At 43.4% G+C, this 20,131-nt stretch carries 20 protein-coding genes and 3 pseudogenes; 4 read left to right on the plus strand and 19 right to left on the minus strand.

All coding sequences use genetic code 11. The features are described from left to right. Positions 1-29: 29 nt before the first annotated feature. From MKP07_RS29270 to MKP07_RS29310, 10 genes and pseudogenes are all read right to left on the minus strand, one after another. On the minus strand, positions 30-641 hold the full coding sequence (locus tag MKP07_RS29270; protein WP_240851442.1) for an endonuclease/exonuclease/phosphatase family protein: 612 nt from the start codon (positions 639-641) through the stop codon (positions 30-32). Then, complete coding sequence (locus tag MKP07_RS29275; protein WP_240851444.1) at positions 563-961, minus strand: endonuclease/exonuclease/phosphatase family protein; 399 nt, start codon at positions 959-961, stop codon at positions 563-565. Before MKP07_RS29275 ends, MKP07_RS29270 begins: the two co-directional genes overlap by 79 nt. 6 nt (positions 962-967) lie before the next feature. Next, a pseudogene (locus tag MKP07_RS29280) lies at positions 968-2,104 on the minus strand (FAD-dependent oxidoreductase). Positions 2,105-2,133: 29 nt separating this feature from the next. Next, positions 2,134-2,355, minus strand: a complete 222-nt coding sequence (locus MKP07_RS39970; protein WP_317236134.1) for an FAD-dependent oxidoreductase — start codon at positions 2,353-2,355, stop codon at positions 2,134-2,136. 16 nt (positions 2,356-2,371) lie between these two features. Next, positions 2,372-2,914, minus strand: a complete 543-nt coding sequence (locus MKP07_RS29285) for a hypothetical protein (protein WP_240851446.1) — start codon at positions 2,912-2,914, stop codon at positions 2,372-2,374. Between the two features lie 112 nt (positions 2,915-3,026). After that, the gene (locus MKP07_RS29290; RefSeq protein ID WP_240851448.1) at positions 3,027-3,614 is read right to left on the minus strand and encodes an MFS transporter; all 588 of its coding nucleotides are present in this window, start codon (positions 3,612-3,614) and stop codon (positions 3,027-3,029) included. Positions 3,615-3,666: 52 nt separating this feature from the next. Then, positions 3,667-5,436: a RagB/SusD family nutrient uptake outer membrane protein gene (locus tag MKP07_RS29295; RefSeq protein WP_240851450.1), complete on the minus strand. Its 1,770-nt coding sequence runs from the start codon at positions 5,434-5,436 to the stop codon at positions 3,667-3,669. A gap of 3 nt (positions 5,437-5,439) precedes the next feature. Further along, positions 5,440-5,700 carry a TonB-dependent receptor gene (locus tag MKP07_RS29300; RefSeq protein ID WP_240851452.1) on the minus strand — a complete coding sequence of 87 codons (261 nt, stop codon included), beginning with the start codon at positions 5,698-5,700 and terminating at the stop codon, positions 5,440-5,442. Then, positions 5,697-8,156, minus strand: a complete 2,460-nt coding sequence (locus MKP07_RS29305) for a SusC/RagA family TonB-linked outer membrane protein (protein WP_240851454.1) — start codon at positions 8,154-8,156, stop codon at positions 5,697-5,699. The genes MKP07_RS29300 and MKP07_RS29305 overlap by 4 nt, the downstream gene beginning before the upstream one ends. Further along, entirely contained in the window at positions 8,077-8,436 is a 360-nt protein-coding gene (locus MKP07_RS29310; protein WP_240851456.1) for a carboxypeptidase-like regulatory domain-containing protein, read from the minus strand. The genes MKP07_RS29305 and MKP07_RS29310 overlap by 80 nt, the downstream gene beginning before the upstream one ends. Before the next feature lie 547 nt (positions 8,437-8,983). Here MKP07_RS29310 and MKP07_RS41515 point away from each other — a divergent pair. The 4 genes and pseudogenes from MKP07_RS41515 (at position 8,984) to MKP07_RS29325 (ending at position 11,342) form a co-directional block, all read left to right on the plus strand. Beyond that, the gene (locus MKP07_RS41515) at positions 8,984-9,292 is read left to right on the plus strand and encodes a DeoR family transcriptional regulator (protein ID WP_317236135.1); all 309 of its coding nucleotides are present in this window, start codon (positions 8,984-8,986) and stop codon (positions 9,290-9,292) included. Between the two features lie 17 nt (positions 9,293-9,309). Continuing rightward, positions 9,310-9,784 (plus strand): annotated as a pseudogene (locus MKP07_RS41520) (DeoR/GlpR family DNA-binding transcription regulator). Positions 9,785-10,287: 503 nt separating this feature from the next. Further along, positions 10,288-10,800, plus strand: coding sequence for a hypothetical protein (locus tag MKP07_RS29320; protein ID WP_240851458.1), 513 nt, complete (start codon positions 10,288-10,290; stop codon positions 10,798-10,800). 80 nt (positions 10,801-10,880) lie between these two features. After that, positions 10,881-11,342: a hypothetical protein gene (locus MKP07_RS29325; RefSeq protein ID WP_240851460.1), complete on the plus strand. Its 462-nt coding sequence runs from the start codon at positions 10,881-10,883 to the stop codon at positions 11,340-11,342. A gap of 224 nt (positions 11,343-11,566) precedes the next feature. On the opposite strand, the pseudogene MKP07_RS29330 reads toward MKP07_RS29325, so the two are convergent. From MKP07_RS29330 to MKP07_RS29365, 9 genes and pseudogenes are all read right to left on the minus strand, one after another. Then, positions 11,567-12,179 (minus strand): annotated as a pseudogene (locus tag MKP07_RS29330) (FMN-binding negative transcriptional regulator). 16 nt (positions 12,180-12,195) lie between these two features. Further along, positions 12,196-12,729: a GNAT family N-acetyltransferase gene (locus MKP07_RS29335; protein WP_240851463.1), complete on the minus strand. Its 534-nt coding sequence runs from the start codon at positions 12,727-12,729 to the stop codon at positions 12,196-12,198. Between the two features lie 78 nt (positions 12,730-12,807). After that, a complete protein-coding gene (locus MKP07_RS29340) occupies positions 12,808-14,013 on the minus strand; it encodes a Gfo/Idh/MocA family protein (protein WP_240851465.1) in 1,206 nt (401 codons plus the stop codon). A 99-nt stretch (positions 14,014-14,112) separates the two neighbouring features. Beyond that, entirely contained in the window at positions 14,113-16,518 is a 2,406-nt protein-coding gene (locus MKP07_RS41525; RefSeq protein ID WP_240851467.1) for an MGH1-like glycoside hydrolase domain-containing protein, read from the minus strand. Next, positions 16,497-16,922 carry a hypothetical protein gene (locus tag MKP07_RS29350; protein ID WP_240851469.1) on the minus strand — a complete coding sequence of 142 codons (426 nt, stop codon included), beginning with the start codon at positions 16,920-16,922 and terminating at the stop codon, positions 16,497-16,499. The genes MKP07_RS41525 and MKP07_RS29350 overlap by 22 nt, the downstream gene beginning before the upstream one ends. A 113-nt stretch (positions 16,923-17,035) precedes the next feature. Further along, positions 17,036-18,037, minus strand: a complete 1,002-nt coding sequence (locus MKP07_RS29355) for a DUF4973 domain-containing protein (protein ID WP_240851470.1) — start codon at positions 18,035-18,037, stop codon at positions 17,036-17,038. A 73-nt stretch (positions 18,038-18,110) separates the two neighbouring features. Beyond that, positions 18,111-18,713 carry a RagB/SusD family nutrient uptake outer membrane protein gene (locus MKP07_RS39980; protein WP_262919999.1) on the minus strand — a complete coding sequence of 201 codons (603 nt, stop codon included), beginning with the start codon at positions 18,711-18,713 and terminating at the stop codon, positions 18,111-18,113. Next, the gene (locus MKP07_RS39985; RefSeq protein WP_262920000.1) at positions 18,710-19,396 is read right to left on the minus strand and encodes a RagB/SusD family nutrient uptake outer membrane protein; all 687 of its coding nucleotides are present in this window, start codon (positions 19,394-19,396) and stop codon (positions 18,710-18,712) included. Before MKP07_RS39985 ends, MKP07_RS39980 begins: the two co-directional genes overlap by 4 nt. After that, entirely contained in the window at positions 19,360-20,124 is a 765-nt protein-coding gene (locus MKP07_RS29365; protein ID WP_240851472.1) for a RagB/SusD family nutrient uptake outer membrane protein, read from the minus strand. The genes MKP07_RS39985 and MKP07_RS29365 overlap by 37 nt, the downstream gene beginning before the upstream one ends. Between the last annotated feature and the right edge of the window lie 7 nt (positions 20,125-20,131).

The raw sequence follows: 20,131 nt of genomic DNA on the forward strand, positions 1-20,131 counted from the left end.
TAACATGTTTTTTATTTTGTTTTGAGGGTTTATGGTTTCTCTGTGAGAGATGATTCAAAATCTGTTAATAGAAAAAAATGATCGCTTGGAAATTTGCCTTTTACTGCATCTTTTACAATTTTACTTTGTACCGGCTTGATATTACCTCTATACCATATATAATCGATACGCCCTTTTGATGCGGCTTTGGTATAAGCCGTTCCTTCAAATTCGTGCCCGGTATGGCCTGCCTCATTTTGTCCGTGCAGGGTTTCGTAGCTTTCCTTCCAGCCGGCTGCTCTTACCGCATTAAATACCCGACTATCGAAACGGCTGTTAAAGTCACCTGTCAGTATTTGTGTAAAATCTGCCGGGTACTGTTCGCTTTCAGCCACCACCATTTTAGCCTGTTGCAGCTTTGCTTCTTCTGATATATGATCCAGGTGCAGGTTAATTACCCGCAGTTCTTTACCGGTTTTATGTTCTTTTAGACGCACCCAATTGGCATGACGTGCTCTGGCGGTGTCCCAGGACTTGCTGCCTGCCACCAGCGGCGTTTCTGATAACCAATAAGTACCCCCGGTTAATAACTCATATCGCTCTTTATTAAATAGTATCGGATTTTTAGCAATGCCATGATAGCCGGTTGGATGGGCATCCATCTCGGGACCCTCAAAACCGAACAAGCTAAAACGGGGAATGCTTTGCGTATATCTTCAGCCTGTACTTTTAATACTTCCTGGAAACCAACTATATCAGGCTGCTGATTTTTGATCACCTCTATACATATATCTTTCCGTTGCGGCCACCCCTCCCCTTTGGCCTCGTCTTCGGGCAAAGCCACCCTTATATTACAGGATAGCACCCGGTGAAAGCCTTGCTTCAACCGGATTGATGTTGCCGGGCTGCTATAAGGCAGTAAGGATGCGGATACCGTTGCTGCTCCTAATTGTTGTATAAATTTTCTTCTTGTATGAGACATGATGTATTAGTTTGTGGCTAAGGTTTCCTTCTGTATGCGGAGGTGAGCGCCCTTTTCCAGCAACTCTTTTTGTAGTGCTTTAACATTGATGTCTGCTGGCTGAATACCTTCTTTTACAGCCATTTTTGCTGCGCGGCCCGCCGCCTCGCCCATCGCCATACAAGGCGCCATTACTCTTATGGCCGACATGGCTTCGTGCGTAGTGGAAATGGCCCGGCCTGCTACCAGCAGGTTTTTTACCTGCTGTGGTACCAGTGACCGGTAAGGTATATCATAGCAATCGCCACACCATTCAAGGGTACACCCGCCGCCTACGGGGTGATGAATATCCAGCGGGTAGCTACGGCAATCGCATCTTCAAAATGACGGCAACTCATGATATCATCCCGATCCATCGTATACTGTCCTTTAATACGGCGGGTTTCGCGGATGCCCAGGAACGGAGCTGTTTTCAGGAAATAAGCATTTTCAAAGCCCGGCACATACTCCACCAGGTAACGTTGAATATCCTCGATCTGCTTGCGGCCTTCTATTTCTCCACGGGTAAGACTAGCGGGATCAGTACCATCTACCCCATTTACACGGGTCATGTTTACCCATATTTCTCCTTTACGTAACCCGGTTATAAGGATCGTTCTTTCTGTAGGCAGTGCCAAACCATCTTCTTTAGCCTGGTTGATCAGGTTACGCATGCCTACCAATACAAACTGGTTATTTTGCCCGAAATATTCTGCAGGAATAAAGTCCGTGAGATAAGTACGGGGTTCCTCTGCAATGCTTAGGCGAAGTTTTTCCGTATCCACACCGCCCAGGCAGAACATTAGCGTTGGCGGCTGCACCACCCTGTTCGTTGCCAAATTCGCAGGGCACGCCTGCTTTAAAAGCTACGTCAGCATCACCGCTGCAGTCGATAATCACTTTTGCCAGGATCACTTCTCTTCCCGCTTTACTTTCTATGATCACGCCTTTTAAATCATCACCCTCCTTCACCACTCCTGCGCAAAAAGCATAAAATAAAATGTTCACATTTGCCTCAACCAACATTTGCAACGCTACGGTCTTTACCGCTTCCGGCTCTACCAGGGTAAGGCTCATATGTAAGGGACAGGGCCTGTGCTCGCTGGAGGCCTCTATAGCTTTCAACCGGTCGATATATTGTTGAGGAAGACCTTTTATGATCTGGTTACCCTTTGCCCCAGAAACCCAAGAATAGGTAAACCGATGGTCATATTTCCACCTACGAAACTGCGGCTCTCCACCAGTAATACATTAGCTCCGTCTTCAGCTGCAGCCAGAGCGGCCATAATACCTGACGGTCCGCCACCGATCACTAAAACATCTACTGATGCTCTAACCGGTAATTCCCTGGCTGGTTCTATAATATTATTGATCATTTGAGTTATTTTATTTTTAAGTAATTGAATGGGTTTTAGGTTGTTCCTTTTTTATCATGGTCCATAACAGCAGTACAGCAACAGGATGCAGAACGGCCATTGCCAGGAATATTTTTCCCGCACCAACGGTTCCCATCAGTGATCCTACAAAACTGTTGAAGAGAACAGCTCCCAGGGCTCCAAATCCACCGGCGATGCCCAGTACACTCGCTACATTTTTCACCGGGAATGCTTCTGCAACTACTACGCTGATAGTAAACAACCAACTGAGACAGGCAACTGCTACAATACTAAACACAATAAGGGTGCTGGCGGCCCCGGGCAGGTAGGGAGCCAAAGCACATAGAGGTGCGAAACAGGCGGTAGCCGTAAGCATTATTTTCCGGGCGCGCAAAGGATCATAGCCTTTTTTAACCAACCTGTCCGACCAGGCAGAAGTTCCAATAGCGCCAAGGTCGGCTACCAAAAAAGGTATCCAGCCAAACATGCCTACCTGTGCCAGGAAAGCCCGGATTGCTCCTGCAAATATCCCGGCAACCAGAAAAGACAAAAGTACCATACCGGGTCACTAACAAACCTTATGAGCAAAACGCCCCATAAGCTTTTGGTATTCCAAAGCTGTTTCCAGGTAAAGCCACTGGTCGCTGCGGCAGATTGCTCCAATGTTTCGCTCAGTACTTGTGGCGGCGGATCGCGGTACACCAGTTTCCATAAAAAGCAATGATCAGGCCCACTGCTCCCAACACGATAAAAGCTGTCTGCCAATTATATCGTATAGCCAGCCATGCTATCAGCGGAGGTGCTATGATCGCTCCTACTGAGCTGCCCGCAACACATAAACTATTAGCCGTAGCTCTTAGTTTACCAGGGAACCAAACCGTAACTACTTTGAGCTGCGAAGGAAAATTTGTTGGCTCTGCTGCTCCCAACATTCCTCTGAAAAATGCCAGCTGTCCTACGCTGCGGGCAAATCCACCACCGATACAGGCAACCGACCAGGTTAATACGCCATAAAACATAACTATTTTTGCTCCAAAACGATCGACCATCCAACCCGTTACCGGATACATCAAAGCATAACAAATGGTAAATACATTAATGATTATGGCATAACCACTGTCGTCCAGCTGAAACTCGTCTTTTAAAACCGGCTTAAGAATAGATACTACCTGCCGGTCTACATAATTAAAGACAATTGCAATAAAGATCACAGCGATGATCCACCATCTCCTGCTTTCGGGTCGAAACAATTTTGTCATTCGTTTTTGTTTAATAGATCATTTGCTATTAACCACTCACCATTCACTATATTCATTTAATATCCGGGTTCTGTATCAGCTTATTGCTGGCATCTATTTCCGATTTTGGAACAGGCCATAACTCATCCTTATTTACCCTGAACACCACTTCCTGCGTCGTAAAATATTTAGCCGCTTCCGTGTGATTATAAATGGGCGTATAATTATCGTCAAAACCGGTAACTACAGCACTGGTCCAGGCTTTGGCATCACGGTTGAGGTACAATACCCCGTTCATTACTGTTTTGGCAATATCCCAGCGGCGCAGGTCGTACCAACGTAAACCGTCATTGGCCAGCTCTACTTTACGCTCGTATCTTAAAGCTTTACGTAGCTGTGCCTGAGAAAGACTGCCAGGCAATGAAGGCATTTTTGCACGTGTACGTATACGGTTAATAGCTGTATACACCGTAGCGTCAATATCATTGGCTTCAATCTTTGCTTCGGCATAAATCAACAGTAGTTCTGCCAGTCTGAAGATACCAACGTCCAGGTCACAAACACCACTTACGGAGGTGGAATTGAAATCAGCCAGGTCGGTATGTTTGCGCCAGAGATAGCCGCTGAAAGATCTGAATGCATTGGTGGCATCTGTGTTAGTTACCGACGATGGCGTAGCAGCCTGACCATTGATTACCGGCCAGTAATTGGCTACCGTTTTGAAACTGGTATTAGGATCGAACTGGTAACCCATATACCGTGACCCGGGACGAACACAGTACATATCTAACCTTGCATCCCGGTTCTCATAAGGCTTTGCCGGATTGTATAAAGGAGACTCTGTTATAGGTAAACCATCGGTTGCCTGGAAGGTATTGATAAAATCCTGGGTGGGGCCCCAATAGCAAACCCCTTTCCCTAATCTTGAAGCAATATAGTATTGCTGGTTATGCGTGTTGCCCACAATTGCCTTATTGTATTCTGCCACCCATATCCATTCTTTACTGCTCAGGTAACCCTCATGACCGAAAATGTTTGCGGTGCTGGGTTCGCCTGTGCTATGGTCCTTACCTACTGTGTTGACCGTAACATTAAATGGAGTTAAGTCATTTACACCAGCCGAAAGATCTAAAGCCTTCTTGCTGGCTTCTACCGCCTGTGGATATTTTTTAGCATATAGAGCAATACGAGCCTTCAACATATAAGCGGCAATGCGGGAAGCCCTTACATTGCCAAAAGTTGATTGGGAAACAGGCAGTCTTTCAGCTATTTCTGTCAGCTCATCCAGCAGAAACTGCTCAATGGTAGCTTTGGGCGTTCTTTCTACATTGGAATTACCCAGTCCAACCGCCTGTTTAATCAGAGGTACAGCTCCGTATAACTCGATGAGCTGAGAATAAGCGTAAGCCCGAACAAAACGCAGCTCCGCATCTAACTGGTTATAAGTTGCTTCAGCCATAGAGGCTTTAATGCCGGGTAACTTATCCAATACGGCATGACAACGGGCTATGGTGCGGTAATGAAACTGCCAGGGTTTTATGGCCAGGGCATTATCTGTTGTTAAGGCACTGGTTATAGGCGATGTGTAGTTATTGCCCGGGCGCGCAAAGCCAATGTCGGTGATGTTATCCATTACGTGCCAGATAGGTGTGCTGGAAGCATCCAGCTGGCTGATAGATTGATAGGCAGCCAGCAATCCCATTTGTGCTTCTTTATCAGAAGCTGGGAATGTTTCGGTTGAGGGGCCGTTGAGTGGGAAACGATCGAGGTTACAAGAGCTCAATGCGAGGCTAAAGACCAGCACACCAGCTAAAATTTTTTGTACTTTATTATAATGTTGCATGGTTTAAAATTTAATATCTACACCAAAAGTGAATGTCTTAACCTGGGGATAGTAATTGCCATCTCCAAGCGATACCCCGTCAGATACGGCGGCATTGTAATTGATCTCCGGATCGTAACCTTCATAAAACCTGGTCTTGGTTAAGAGATTCTGACCATTCACATAGATGAATACATCCTTTAGTTTAATACTGTTTACCAGCTGTCTTGGCAATTGATACCCCAGTTGTATATTTTTTAAACGCAGGTAGGACGCGCTTCTCATCCACAAGGTAGAGTTCTGTGTATTGTTGGTGGAGGTAATGGATACTCTTGGTAGTGCAGCATCCGTATTATCTGGTTTCCAATAATCCAGTTGCCAGGTTTAATAGCGCTGGAATTTGCGGCGGGAATCACGTAATGCGCATTCAAATAACCATCAGCTTTACCAACCCCTTGTATAAAGGCACTAAAACTGATACCTTTCCAGCTCAGGTCGAGGTTGCCACCATAGGTATAGCGGGGAATGGTGCTGCCGATGATCACTTTATCCAGGTCGGTTATTTTGCCGTCGGGGATCGCATTGCCGCTCTCATCAAAAGCACCGGCAATATCTTTATACCGTACATCACCTGGCTTTAATGTGCCAAACTGTACAGGACCTTTGTCGATCTCTTCCTGCGACTGGTAAAGTCCTTCGGCGATATAGCCATAGATGGAATTGATCGCATATCCCTCCTGCTGTCTTAGTAAAGCACCTGAGGTTTGTCCCTTCATGTCGGTAATCTTATTTTTTACATCCGAAAGGTTGAAGCCAATACCTAATTTAAAATCTCCAAACTGGTCGTCGTACCGGGTAGAAAATTCCCAGCCTTTGTTAGAAACCACGGCGGCGTTCTGGTAAGGGGCAGACAACCCGGTAAGTTGAGAAGTATTTAATTTCAACAAAATACCATCTGTTACCTTATCGTACCATTCGTAGGTAAACGACCACTTATTGAAAAGTGTTGCGTCTAAGGCAATGCCTTTCATGGTAGTTTCCTCCCAGCGCAGGTCGGGGTTGGACATATTGGTTTGCGATATCATCTGGTAGATCTGGTTACCCATAGATATGCTACCCAGGTTCAATGTTTCGGAGAAAGGATAGTAGGAACTGCCAATATTCTGGTTGCCCAACTTACCCCAGGAGCCTCTTAGCTTTAAAAGGCTTACTACTGGTCGCAGATCCTGCATAAAAGATTCTTTGCTCAGCACCCATCCTGCAGAAAAAGAAGGAAAAGCCGCCCAGCGATTGGCTTTAATAAATCTCGATGTACCATCGTAGCGCATATTGGCTTCAAACAGGTACTTGCCTTTAAAGTCATAGTTGAAACGGCCAAAGGAGGAAACCAGCAACCATTGGTCGCGCGAGCCGTTGTTGTCCTTAGTGGCATTATCTGCGCCAGCGCCGATCACTTCGTAATCATCATAAGTAAAATCACGGCGATAGGCCATCAGGTATTTCTCATCGTATGTTTCCCGCGATGCACCCGCCATCAGGTTCAGGTTATGATTCTTTATGCTTTTTTGCGCATTGGCAAAGAACTGGTAAGTACCATACAAATAACGGTAAGAAGTTTCGGTAAGATCCGTAAACGTGTTAGCTGCACCGGATGCAGAGCCATCTTCAATATACGTCATCACACTTTTGGTGAAATTGTGCACGTTGGTGGTAACATAACGGGGCGCTACCATACCGGTTAACGAGAGCCAGGGCGCAGGTTTATAATTCAGGCTCAGGTTACCATATAAATCCAGGTTATTCGTACCCCGGTTGCCACCCTCATCGATATAGGCTACCGGGTTGATCTTTACCCATCCATCCGACCACAGGTCGCCGTACCTGATGGGTATATTGGTTGGCATGCGGCCCAGGTAATTCCAGATGGTTCCTTCAGAAGCTACCTGCCTGCGGTTCTTATTGGTTACAGCAATATCGAATTTGATATTGAATTTTTCACTTGGAGTGATGTCCATATTATTACGAAACACATATCTTTTAAAATTCGTGTTTTTGATAATACCATTCTGATCGGCATAGCTCAGAGATGGATTCACTCTTACGATGCCGCTATTGGCCATTAAAGAAATAAAATGATTGTGTGTAAAACCATTGCCTTGCAGAATGGCATCCTGCCAGTCGTAGTTAGATGGATTCTCCGCATATTTCTTTTTGAACGCTTCGATATCGGCATCACTATAAACTTTAATCCCATTATCATTCATGCTGGCATCATTAAATACCTGCATATAAGTCAGGCCATCTGTTACTTTAGGAATGGAAGTAGGTCTTTGCTGACCAATATAGCCACGGTACAATACCGACATTTTATCTTTTGCCCGTTTGGTGGTGATCAGTATCACACCATTGGCAGCCCTTGAACCATATATAGCAGCAGAAGCAGCATCTTTCAATATTGAGATCGATTCAATAAGATTGGCGTCTACATCGTCCATGGAGCCTGCTACCCCATCAATGATCACGAGCGGCGCACTATTAGAACCTCCAAAAGAATTGATCCCTCTTATCCGGATCTGCCCGGCATCACCGCCGGGAGAACCGGTTTGCTGGGTTACTGTTACACCAGGGGCAAGGCCTTGCAGGGCGGCTGAAGTGGAGAGATTAGGTCTTCTTTCGAGCTGCTCGCTGCCTATCTGTGATACGGATCCGGTTACGTTTACTTTTTTGCGTGCCGTAACCAACCACTACCACTTCGCTCAGGTTAGCTATATCGGGTTCCAGGCTAATGTCAATAACAGAACGATCGCCGATGGATACATATCGGGGCAGGTAGCCAACACCCGTAAAGCCCAGGCTGGCATCCGTTTTATTAAAGCTAATGGTGTAAGCGCCTTGTGCATTTGTGGTAGCACCAACGCCCGAGCTGTCGATGGTTACCGATATGCCGGCCAAGGGCTGACCCTTGTCATCAGTTACTTTACCACTGATGGTACGGCTTTGGGCAAAAACCGATACCGGCATCACCAGCAGTAGTCCTAAAAAAAGCCCGTTATAGTAGCAATTAGTTTCCGGGATGATAGCTTTCTCATAAATATATTATTGGAAGTAATCAATAGTAGATGGTTGTCAGAAATCCGGTCTCGTGGTGGTGGCAGATTTCTTTTCTGAGGCATGATCATTTGTAAAGGCATTGGTTGTTCAATTAAATTTTATTTCAAATAATGTTTCAAAATGTTTTAAAAAACAAAACAATGAAACATATTTAAACAAATTGTTACCGATTTGTCAACAAATTATTAGGGCAAAGCTGAAAAAACAAAGCAATCGTTTCAATATATCTTATTATTAGTGCCAGATAAAGCTTTATTTCAACAAGCAATCGAAATCAAATGTAATATAATTTAACTAAATTAAACAAAATAAAACATAAAAAAGTTTTTAAAACTAATTTCCGGCTATTTTCAAGCGCCCAATATTAATTTTAAGGGAAGTTTGTTAAAGACTTTGAAGTTTTGAGTATTTCTATACATTTTTGCAACAATTGAAAAATAACTGAAAGAGGATTTACATGAATCCTTTGAACACTATCAATCCAACCCATATTATGAAGTCAATTACAGAGCGTCACCAACTGATATTACAGAAGCTGCAGGAAAACGGGAAGCTGAGCATACCCCAGTTGATAGAGGAAATGAATGTTAGCGGCGTAACCGTACGTAAAGACCTCAAATTATTAGAAGACAAAAAACTATTGTTCCGCACCCGTGGTGGCGCGTCGATGCAGAACCCCTATGCCATTGAACGCCCCATCAATGAAAAGGAGTTTATTAAATCGGACGAGAAAAACGCATTGCTAAAACGGCCCTGGGTCTTATAGGTCCTAATGATTCCATCATGATTGGATCAGGTACAACTGTTTACGAACTGGCAAGGGCACTGCATCCTGAAAAAAGTTATCGTGATTACGCCAGCCTTAAAAGTTGCATTAGAACTTTGTAACCGTCCCAATATAGAAGTATTGCAACTAGGCGGACTCGTGCACCAAAGCTCCTCTTCTACCGCCGGCTCTTTTGCCGAGAAAATACTGGAAGAGCTGTCCTGCGGTGTATTGTTCCTGGGAGTGGATGGCATCGACCTCGATCATGGCCTTACCATCACTAATATTATGGAAGCCAGCCTGAACCAGAAAATGATTGCACTGGCACAAACGATTGTGGTGCTGGCAGACAGCAGCAAGTTTGATCGCCGCGGCCTGGGTAAAATATGCAACCTGGAGCAGATCGATTATATTATTACTGATAGCCAGGTGAACCGTTCGACTGTATCGCAGATCGAAAAAATGGGCGTGAAAGTGATTGTGGCAGATTAGAGGACAGATGAGAGAAGATGACAGGTGACGGATGTTAGATATTAGATACTGGATATTAGATGGCAGATTTAGCTGAGAAAGGCGAGCTTGCCCCTTGCGTTGTATATTGACACTACCGCTTTCCAGCGGTGCAGGCACAATCATTTAATTTCGAACATATAGCTGCCATTATTATTAATTGAGCTGCCTGTGAATGAGTGCCATCCCTGGCGAATAACGTTTTTACCCTCACATAAATTAAACATTGCTGGAAATTACAGATATCCGGGAATGGATTGTTTTAGCCAGCGGAATCTACTTTAACTCACAAACTGGTGATTTTTATTTTATTATTGAATTTTCACACCCTATCCTACATAGGCTGACACTACATTATCGTCAATTTCAAAAAATATAATTCACTTTTTAGTGATATAAATATTTTTATTCTAACTTCGTGCGGCTGTTTATGAGAGAGACCGGCCATTCTTTCTGTTGCAGCAACTCATCTCTAAATCATCATCATGAAAAAATGTTTTCTTTTAGCTCTTGGCGGCTTATTGGCTGCTACGCTTTCTTTTGCCCAAACCAGCACTGAACAATTTACCAATGAAACAGATTTAAGTAAAAGCTTTACTGATAACGGTGTTATTTTCAATATTATTAGCCACCGAGGAGGATTTAGTATCCAGGGAACCTACCCGGGCACAGGTTGGACAGGGACTGCCAACGACGATACTTATATAGATAATTCTGGAACGACTAATGGTGTCGACAATACTTTGTTAAACTCTTCCTTTAGCATCAAAACCACTTCTAATCTTTTTAAGATTAACCGCTTCTGGGTGTATTTGGGCGACGTATTTGCAAGGCTGGGGACGGTGACAGGCACGCTCAATGTTATAGGAAAATTAAGCGGCGTAACTAAATTTGCCCAAACCAAAACTACCGGATTTGCTACGGCACTGGGCACCACTAACGGCTACACACTTATAGACATGACTAATTTGAATGGACAGAATTACAGCAATATGTAATTGATGAACTCCAGCTAACTCTTGGAGGAAATTACCAATACATGGGTGTCGATGCTTTCACGTGGGTAAAGGATGCTGGATTGGTATTACCCGTGACATTTAGAGCAGTAACCGCATCCGTGAAAAACAATCAATTGAATGTAAGCTGGACTACCGAAAAAGAAACCGCCAACAGCCATTTCGAAATAGAAGCTTCGACCGATGGTCAGCAATTTACAAAAATTGCAACGGTTGCCTCTAAAACTACCAACGGTAATAGCGACGAGACTCTACACTACCAGTGGACTTCCGATGCTGCTTTACCTATTGCAGCCTGGTCATTGATCGGTCTAGCGTTGATCCCCTTTTCTAATTTAGGCCGCAAGAAAGCCTGGATGTTGGGATTAGCGGTACTTGGTACTGTTGGACTTACCATAACCGGCTGTAGTAAATCGGGTGATGCTGTTAGCAATAATCAATCTTACTACATCCGTGTAGCGCAGGTAGATAAGGATGGTAGCAAATCCTACTCTAAAATTGTGCAGGTACAACAGAATCAATAAACCGAAATTATATCCATTTTGAAGGCTGCTCCAACGGGCGGCCTTTTTAGCTTGAGCCTCATGCAGCTTGTCATCTATACTGTTTGCGACGCGAGCTGATAGTTTGTTTTAACCGCCAGGAAGCTAAGTCGCTAGGAAACTATTAGTAAGAGAAAAACATCTGTGCTATCTGTGGCAATTACTCAATGCCGGAATTGCGAAGCGTGTCGTTACTGAGAACATAGTTACCTCAATTCATTTATATAACCTGCAATATCTCTTTCTACCCCCTGATTGCTTTGCTGTAATTGTGCTACGATTCTTTGCCGTTCTACACTGGTTTTATTCTGGCTGAGTTTTTTCTGTCCCTGAAGTTCCGTTACTTCTATTTCAAAAGCTACTATGCCTTTCAGCATTCCTGATTTAAATTTATCCGTAAGGCTATTCCATTGTTCCTGGTAACCGGGTTCGTAAAAGCCGATCATCTGCTCCAACAATTGCATCTTTTCCTGCTCCTCTTCTATGATCTTTGCAGTACCATAAGCATGAACGGCTACATAATCCCAGGTGGGAACACTTTCTTTCTTATCATAATGAGCCGGTGATATATAGGCATGGGGTTCCGAAAAAAAAAATAACCAGGGAAGTTTGATCCCCGATATATTGGGCCTGTTCATTGGCCCTTGCAAAATGCGAACTTAATAGCAAGCGATCTCCGCTATCAGTTATCACAAAGGGTAACTGAGTAGCTACCGGTTTGTTATTCATATTAGTAACCATGGTTGCAAAGCTGTAACGTTTCATAAACGTTACCATTTCTTGCTGGTTATTAAAAGTATAGTTGTTGGGAGTATACATAACGGAAGGATTAGTTTTATGATGGATCGGCTTTTAAGATCTTCTTCATCATAATATCTGTTTGTTCCTCATCGCCCAGTTTAAAAATATGCTGATCAAATGCAATGAAACCGTTCTTCGTATAAAAACTGATTGCCTTTTTGTTCTCTTCCCAAACACCCAACCATACATAATCTACATCTAGATGTAATGCTATTTCCATGGCTTTTGAGTATAATACCTGTCCTACTTTCTTTCCCTGAAATTCCTGCAGCACATAGATCCGTTCAATTTCCAAACTGCTGCTATCCTGCATTTCTGTTTGAGACAGGCCGAGATTCAGTTTTAAGTATCCGATCACCCGGTGATTTAGCAAAGCGAGATAAAACTGTGAATCTTCATTATTGAGTTCCTTTCTTAATTTCTCCTCCGAAAAGCCGTCCTTCAAATATTTTTCCATATTCTCTGGCGTATTGCTTGACGCAAACGTCTCATAAAAGGTTTTTCGACCTATTTCCTGCAGTACAACCCAATCATCTGTTGTAGCGCTGCAGATTATTATATTTTCCATATCTGATAACATTGATAAAAAGAAAAATGCCCGGTAGCATTGTACAACCGGGCATCAAAACTACTTATTAAAAAAGACTTAAGCATTCATTTCCGAATACTCTTTCTTCCAGTATTGTATTTCTTTATTGTATAAAGCCTGGTTAGCCAGATGCACACATATTGCGGTGCGGGCTCCGGTATAAACATTGGAATCCGGTAATGTGCCCGACCTGACAGCTTTATGAAAATCTATCAGCGCATACCAGGTACCGTCTTTGGTGGGCTCTGGTAAAATAGGTGCGCCACCGTCTTTATTCCAGGCAATTTTTGATGCACCTGTTACACCATCGACAATTTCCTTTTTAGGTCCGGCAATTTTCTCCGGGTAAAAAACACCTTTATCTGTTAACAGAGAGATAGAACCTTTAGTTCCTTTTATTTTAAATAGATAACCATCATACGCATTACCACAGGTAGAGCCGAAATTACCAATAATGCCTGCTTCGGGGTAACGGAACATGACCTGCACATTGTCGTAGGTTTCGCGTCCATCTTTAAAAATATCTATACCGCCGGTTGCATGAAATTCGGTGGGATGTGTATCAAAAGCCCAATTGATAAAATCAATCTGGTGGGATAGCAATTCGGCAACCAATCCGCCTGAATACTCTTTATACATTCTCCAGTTAATCTGACGCTCCAGCGAAGGTTCAGGCACGGGTCTGCGCCAGGTGCCATTCCTGTCCCAGCGGCAATCTATCTGGTTTACTTTTCCTAATACATCATTCGCTATCATATCTTTCACTTTATAATAAAGCGGTGAATAGCGATACTGGTGGCCTATTTGTACAACCTGTTTGGGGCGTTCTTTGGACATCTGCACGAGCTTCATTGCCTGTGGAATATCGAAGGTCATTGTTTTTTCGAGATACAGATGTTTGTTGGACTGCAAAACAGCTTCAGCTACAGGGAAATGCATATTCAATGGTACTGCAACAATTACAGCATCCACGTCTTTATCATTCATTAACTGGTGATAATCTTTATAAGATGCTACAGTACCTGTTTTAACAATCTTACGGGCTTCCGTAAGGCGAAAGTCAAGTACATCACAAATGGCGGTAATGCGAAACTTATCTTTCAATGATTCCGCCACATGCATCATACCCTTGCCCCTATCACCACATCCAACAACACCCAGTTTAATAACCGATTGCTGGTTGGCAGCAAAAGATTCCAGATCCGTAACCAGGGCAGCCCCTGCCAATAATCCTGCATTCTTTATAAATGATCTTCTTTCCATATTGATTTCTTTGTCTTATCGCCTCATCAGCTTTCATTCATTGATGATAACAAAACTGATGGATACCGGTCAAAAAATATTGCTATCGTTTTGTAAGTTCTATACTAAAAATATTATGATCCTTTTACCTGGCGTGATGGTAAATGTATACAATCCGTCTAATACTTTAGTCAAATGAAGCTCTTTCCCGTTGCAAATAGCTGCATATTCATAATTATCATTCAAACAGACCAACATCGAGAATGATTGGTTATTGGATCCGTTAAATAATTTAAATACCCCTTTAAAGCCAGACTGATCGGTACCAAATGACTGCGACACAGGCCAGATATCGAACCCGTGCGTAATAGTTCCGGGTTTATACAAAGAGCTAAACCAATTCAATACAGGCGAAGATAATGCGCCAAACTGGTGCCAGCCTCCACCGTTGCCTGTCTCCACGCTAAAATTCTCCCAGCAATTATACGAATCGTCTGTCTCCCTTTTCCAAACATTCAGGGCTGTTTGAGCTACCTGTATCGCCTTTTGCGGTTCTGCCACATCCAGCAAAGCCTTCCATATAAACCATTGGTGTGGCATCCATACCCTCCCGTTCCAATAGCCATCTTTGTTATAGTAGGGTGCCGACTGGTCAATAGCCGTAATACCCTGGTCCGTCCAAAGATGTTCTTTTGAAAAGACATTGTCTAAGATGCGTCTTGTCTGGTCCTGGTTGCATATACCAGCAATTAAAGGAGAAATGCCATCCAGTCCCATATTAAAATTTGCACCCGATGCGTGTTTTAATATACCAGCAGCCTTGCCCTCTTTATCATGTGTTACATAACCAAAGTAGCCCGAAGCCTCATTCCATGAATACTTTTGTAAGGCAGCACTATAGTCTTTTATATTTGCTTCGTACTGTTTAATATCGTTCCTGTAGCCTAATTCGGAAGCCGCCATCATTAGCAACTTGGCAAACCTGATCTGATGTGAGGTGTTGACGGTGGGCGCTGTCGATTTTGCGAGTTTGTTCGCGTGCATAAAAACCTGCGGACTGTAATCATCCCATCCGCCGGAATTGTAAAAAATATCCCAGGTTTGGACCAGGTTAGACTGTAGCTTGCGGGTAGGTGAATGCTCTAAACCGTTTAGGAAATTATAATATCGTTTAAGGCGCGGATAGAAGTATTGCAGCATCTCTTTGTTCTGGGTCTGGTTCCATAGTTCGTTATACAAATATGCCTGTACCGGTAACGGTGTTCCATGTTCCAAAAAAGCAGATTGCTCAGAGCTATCCATCGTATAAGCATTCAGGCTTTCCAAAGCCCGCCCTAAATTTAATGTAGCATAGCCCAGGCCAATGAAGCCCGCATCCCAGGTATAGAAGGCGCTCCAGCGCTTGCCGGGTGTAGTATGTTTCAGGTATTGATTTCCAGCAAAAGTGGGATAATTAACATTGGTTAAAGTAGTAGCTGCCATAAGCTGCTGACTGAAAAGGTAAGGCGTTCCCGCTTTGTTAACCGACCATTGATTTGCGATTTGTTTTTGTTGTTCTATTATACTATCCGCTTCCTTCCATCGCGACTTAAATGCTTTTACTTTATCCAGTACTTCTTTCTGATCTTTCCCGTAGCTTATATAAAAGTACTGTCTCCTTTTTTGTTGAGGTTGTACTAGAATTGGTCCAGAAAATAGGTTTTCAAAATGTCCCTTGTTGTTTCCGTTGATTCTTGATTTGGCTGATGACCTATGTTCCTTTTTTACCAGGTGGTCAAAATAAGCCAGGACTCTATCAGGATTATCATCGACTATTACCCTTCTGTCTGCCAATGAATCATCCCAAACTAAGCCGTAATAACCGTTGATATCGTCGAATTTAAAAACGGCCGTGTTTGAAACCTCCGTTTTTATTTCCCGGGGAACGTAACTAATGACGTCTTCCTTAAAACCAATGGATGGCAGGTCTTTATCGTTGGCCAGAACTAAAGCATCTAAAGCAAGTTTTGCCTTGTTTAAGGTTTTAATGCGCATGCCTAAAGTTCCTTCAGGTATATTTTTTATGGCTACAGTAGCAAGCGTATAATCTTTGGCAACCTTCAGTTCTGTAGGTTGCAGTAATTGATCACCTACCTGTATTTGTAGCCTGGCTGTTGTTGCATCGATGGATCGGTAACGAAGCAGCATCACTCCATTGCGAATAGCTTTGCTACTCTTTAAGCTATAGTGTAATTTTTCTCCAGGATTTTTGCCTATTACTACGGCTGTTGTGCTCACAGCATTCTCGTCTTTTATCTGACCACGTAGCTGTCCATCATATACCAGGTTGTATTTGGAGTCGGTAATTGAATCCGTGAAGCTGGTATAATCTGCTGCACTGAGTAAGGAGACATGCGCCGGTGCTTCCATTTTTATTCTTTTACTGTATGGATACATGATGCTGGTAAACAGGTTTAAGGCCATACTCCGGGTAGTGTTGGTATTATTTACAAAATCTACACTGATCAGCCTGGTATTTTCATCCACCTTGCTAAATGCAACATCGCTATAAACGCGGTCTTTCCACTCCAGCTCAAAGCGATAAGAAAAATAAGAAAGATCCGCACTGGCTTGCCAGGGGTGATATCCGTCTCTCTTTGTGTACTTCCTAACGGTGTAACATTTCTAAAGTAAAGCGATGGTTGAACGATTACGTCAAATCGTAACCCTGTATTTTCAGCAGGTACATGCGATATCCCGTTAAAACGAGTTGAATAAGGTCCCCATGCCGGCAAAGCCATGTCATGCGTTTTATGCAAGGTTTTTGTAAACCCTGGTTGCCAGCTGGAATAAATAGCTGATGAAGGTTGTCCTGCCACTTTAGCTGCGGTAATGAGCACTAACGCTGCGAGTAGTTTATGTTTATGAAGAGGCTTCTTATTATAGCTCATATTGAAATTGTAAAAATACTATACCCGGAACATCACTTTAAAAAAGTATGATGTTCCGGGTAAATTGATGAAGCGTAGTCTTCACTCCTACTGCTTTTTACTAAATTGTTTACTTACCATTCAATAGCCTGGTCTTCGTCTGGTATCAGGGTATTGATCAACCTCGCCATGGTCATTGAACCATCAGCCCTGTACCTGGTTTTCTTACCGGGAACTGTACTGATATCATCATATTTATATTTCAGATTCACTGTGCAGTAACGGGTTACCAGGTATTTTTTTGTAGGGTCTACTACTTCACGTATCTGGTAAGTTGCCGGAGCTGTCAACTCAAAATTAATATCACTGTTAGGGGCGTATACATTCAAAGTACCCGTTTTGGTGCCGTCGGCCTGTGTAACCGGAGTAGAAAAATCCATCACAATTTTGTAGGCTCCACGCGCTTCAGATTTCTCTTCGAATACACCGGCATAGAAAAATACGGATCTCTCATCTACCACCCATGCTGTTCTTGTACTGGACACTAACGGAAAAGTAGTTTGTCCATCCAGGTATACATTCATAGAGGTTGCAGAGTAATTACCCGAAAAATCGTTAAATGGCCTTATGTACAATAGCGCTTTTCTCCAGCCTTTACGGGTATTGGAAATATAAGAAGGGTCGTCTTTTATGGTCAGCGGCAATACATACCTTTCAACCAGGTCGAGGTCGTCAAACCTAAACTTAATAGGGTAGTTTTCAGTATGGGACCCCTGCGGAATAAAACAGGTAGGCGACGATAACTGGTAAAACTGCTCAGGTAGTTGTTTAAAATACAAATCTGTCCGGTATTGAAATTTTTCCCTGTTATAAATACTTAGCGTATCGGGGTCCACTTCTATTTTCACATACAGGTCCTGGTGATTGCTTGTTGATCCGCTTACAATTACAGGCAGGTTGTAGGTTACTTCTCCATTTTTGTTATACCGCAGGTACACTTCTGAAACCCCTTCTGAGGTAAGTCGGGCTTTAAACGATACCATCTGTGTGTACAATTCATCCTTCCATTCGTCATTGCAGGCGCCAAGACCTAAAGCCAACGCTGCTATTGCGAAATATATACCTATTTTTTTCATCAGAATGTTATTTATGTTTTGCCAGTTTATGTTAACTACCTGATGGTAGATTTACGGCTAATACTTTATTTAATTAATCAAAAGAGGGCCAACCCGGCGCCTGAGTCATGCGCTTGTTTTTCTGTAATTCATCCCAGTCAATAGGCCAGAAATACATTTTCTTTGAAAAAGTTGTTTGCAACAATGGTACCCGTATAGGCGTATAGAAATCTGCGGCCCTGTCCTTGGTCATCAATACATTGTAACCATATATCTGCTCTGCCTCATCCACCGGTGCATCCTTCCAGCGCCTTAAATCAAAATAGCGTTGGTTTTCGCCCAGTAACTCTATCTGGCGCTCACGTTTAATTTTCTTACGTAATTCTTCCTTACTTCCATATACTGACATGTCATGATCGGGAACCCCTGCACGGATACGTACCTGGGATATAGCCTTCTTCATCTCTGTTATATTTCTCGTTATTGCATGAGACCCGGCGCCATCCCATGTAGGTATATTGTAGCTACCGCCCAGTTCATTGAGTGCTTCAGCATACATGAGCAGTATATCAGCGTAGCGAATGGTGATTTCTACTTTAGGGAAAATTTTACCGCCGTTGCCGGTGGCGTTATCCTTTGGATTTACGTATTTCATCATACCAATACCAGTGGGCAACCAGCGATCTCCGTTGATCATACCTTCGTTTTCACCACGGTAATAAAAACCTGTTGGTTGGTAACTACCGCTGCATTGTTAATAGCACTCGACATGGTCCAAAGAGCACCGCTATATGCAACGGATGCATAGAACCGTGGTTCTCTGTTGGCAAATTCTTTCCAAACATTAGCCAGCAAAGGTTTGAAGTTGTTCACTTCGCTTGCCTGCACAAACATATTATTGCCATATTTTTGAAGAATTGCCTGACGGTTAAAAGGTGTGCCATCGTTCATGGCGTAAGCATCACATTGTTTCAGCGTGATACCATGGCAATTGTAACCACCACCTACTTGCGGCATCTGGTGACGTGCCAGGGATATTACTCCAAAATCTTCACTGGTTTGATTTTCTCCCCTGGTAAAAATCATCTCGGGGTTTTCACCAGCATAAAGATCACCGTTAAATAATGCACGGTATGATTCAAACGCATCTACATTGGCCCATCCTTCAGGAAAATCTCTATGTGAATATTCAGCATGTTCTGGCGGGAAAATAGTGGGCGGATAATCCGTAGTGCCCTTAAATTTCGGCGCAGCGATATACAGCCTGTAGTGATTCAGTGCAATTACATCTTTAGCGGCGGCTGCAGCCTTAGCCCATTTTTCTTCGTTATATTGCTGGCTGATCAGTATCCGGCCGGCATCGTCTGTAAAATCAGCCATCTCGGCATTTCCATTGGCCAACGGGCTGGCGGCAAATAACAATGCTTTAGCCCGGGTAGCCAACGCTGCTCCCGCGTAGGACGTGCAATGTTGCGATTATCCCTTTTCATAGGAAGATCTTTTGCGGCAGCTGCCATTTCTTCGGAGATAAAAGTAGCTACCTCATCATAAGAATTACGGGGATGAGACAGTTGATCATATGGCGCATCATAGTTTACTCCCTTATCAGGCATAATGGGCACCGGGCCATACTTGCGAAGCATTAACCAATAAAGGTACGCCCGTATAAATCTGGCCTGGGCCTTATAGTCTTTAACTTCACTTTCGGTAAAAGCACCACCCTCGCTCATTGCGTGTAGCATTACAGATGCCTGCCGTATGCCATCATAGGCCTGAGCCCAGGACCATCTAAGCCAGGTGTAGTCGTACTCCCCAAATTTAAACTGCCTGTATTGCTGGCCGTTGGCACCACCCGACTCATTAAAAAACATGTCATCGGAGTAGTTCGTAAGGGTATAGTTTCTATGACCTATTTCGAGATTATAGTTAAGCAGCCTGTTATAACAGGTACCCAGCCATTGTTCTGTATAGTCGCGGCTTTTAAAAATACGTTCCTCGCTTTGCCGGTCATCAAAGTAATGCTGTACATCGAGATATTTTCTGCAAGAACCTAAAAATGACACTACTGCTACGAGCAATATACCTAAGGTTATTTGTTTTTTCGTCATAACTTTT

The organism is Paraniabella hibiscisoli (assembly GCF_022512515.1).
GTDB lineage: Bacteria > Bacteroidota > Bacteroidia > Chitinophagales > Chitinophagaceae > Niabella > Niabella hibiscisoli.

Coding starts and splice junctions, on each gene's coding strand:
- MKP07_RS39970 (WP_317236134.1), bottom strand. CDS start 2,355: ATGATCAATAATATTATAGAACCAGCCAGGGAATTACCGGTTAGAGCA.
- MKP07_RS41515 (WP_317236135.1), top strand. CDS start 8,984: ATGAATCCTTTGAACACTATCAATCCAACCCATATTATGAAGTCAATT.
- MKP07_RS29295 (WP_240851450.1), bottom strand. CDS start 5,436: ATGCAACATTATAATAAAGTACAAAAAATTTTAGCTGGTGTGCTGGTC.
- MKP07_RS29275 (WP_240851444.1), bottom strand. CDS start 961: ATGTCTCATACAAGAAGAAAATTTATACAACAATTAGGAGCAGCAACG.
- MKP07_RS29355 (WP_240851470.1), bottom strand. CDS start 18,037: ATGAAAAAAATAGGTATATATTTCGCAATAGCAGCGTTGGCTTTAGGT.
- MKP07_RS29270 (WP_240851442.1), bottom strand. CDS start 641: ATGGATGCCCATCCAACCGGCTATCATGGCATTGCTAAAAATCCGATA.
- MKP07_RS29300 (WP_240851452.1), bottom strand. CDS start 5,700: ATGAGAAGCGCGTCCTACCTGCGTTTAAAAAATATACAACTGGGGTAT.
- MKP07_RS29340 (WP_240851465.1), bottom strand. CDS start 14,013: ATGGAAAGAAGATCATTTATAAAGAATGCAGGATTATTGGCAGGGGCT.
- MKP07_RS29320 (WP_240851458.1), top strand. CDS start 10,288: ATGAAAAAATGTTTTCTTTTAGCTCTTGGCGGCTTATTGGCTGCTACG.
- MKP07_RS29290 (WP_240851448.1), bottom strand. CDS start 3,614: ATGACAAAATTGTTTCGACCCGAAAGCAGGAGATGGTGGATCATCGCT.
- MKP07_RS29310 (WP_240851456.1), bottom strand. CDS start 8,436: ATGCCGGTATCGGTTTTTGCCCAAAGCCGTACCATCAGTGGTAAAGTA.
- MKP07_RS29365 (WP_240851472.1), bottom strand. CDS start 20,124: ATGACGAAAAAACAAATAACCTTAGGTATATTGCTCGTAGCAGTAGTG.
- MKP07_RS39980 (WP_262919999.1), bottom strand. CDS start 18,713: ATGATCAACGGAGATCGCTGGTTGCCCACTGGTATTGGTATGATGAAA.
- MKP07_RS29350 (WP_240851469.1), bottom strand. CDS start 16,922: ATGAGCTATAATAAGAAGCCTCTTCATAAACATAAACTACTCGCAGCG.
- MKP07_RS29335 (WP_240851463.1), bottom strand. CDS start 12,729: ATGGAAAATATAATAATCTGCAGCGCTACAACAGATGATTGGGTTGTA.
- MKP07_RS29285 (WP_240851446.1), bottom strand. CDS start 2,914: ATGGTACTTTTGTCTTTTCTGGTTGCCGGGATATTTGCAGGAGCAATC.
- MKP07_RS39985 (WP_262920000.1), bottom strand. CDS start 19,396: ATGGCTGATTTTACAGACGATGCCGGCCGGATACTGATCAGCCAGCAA.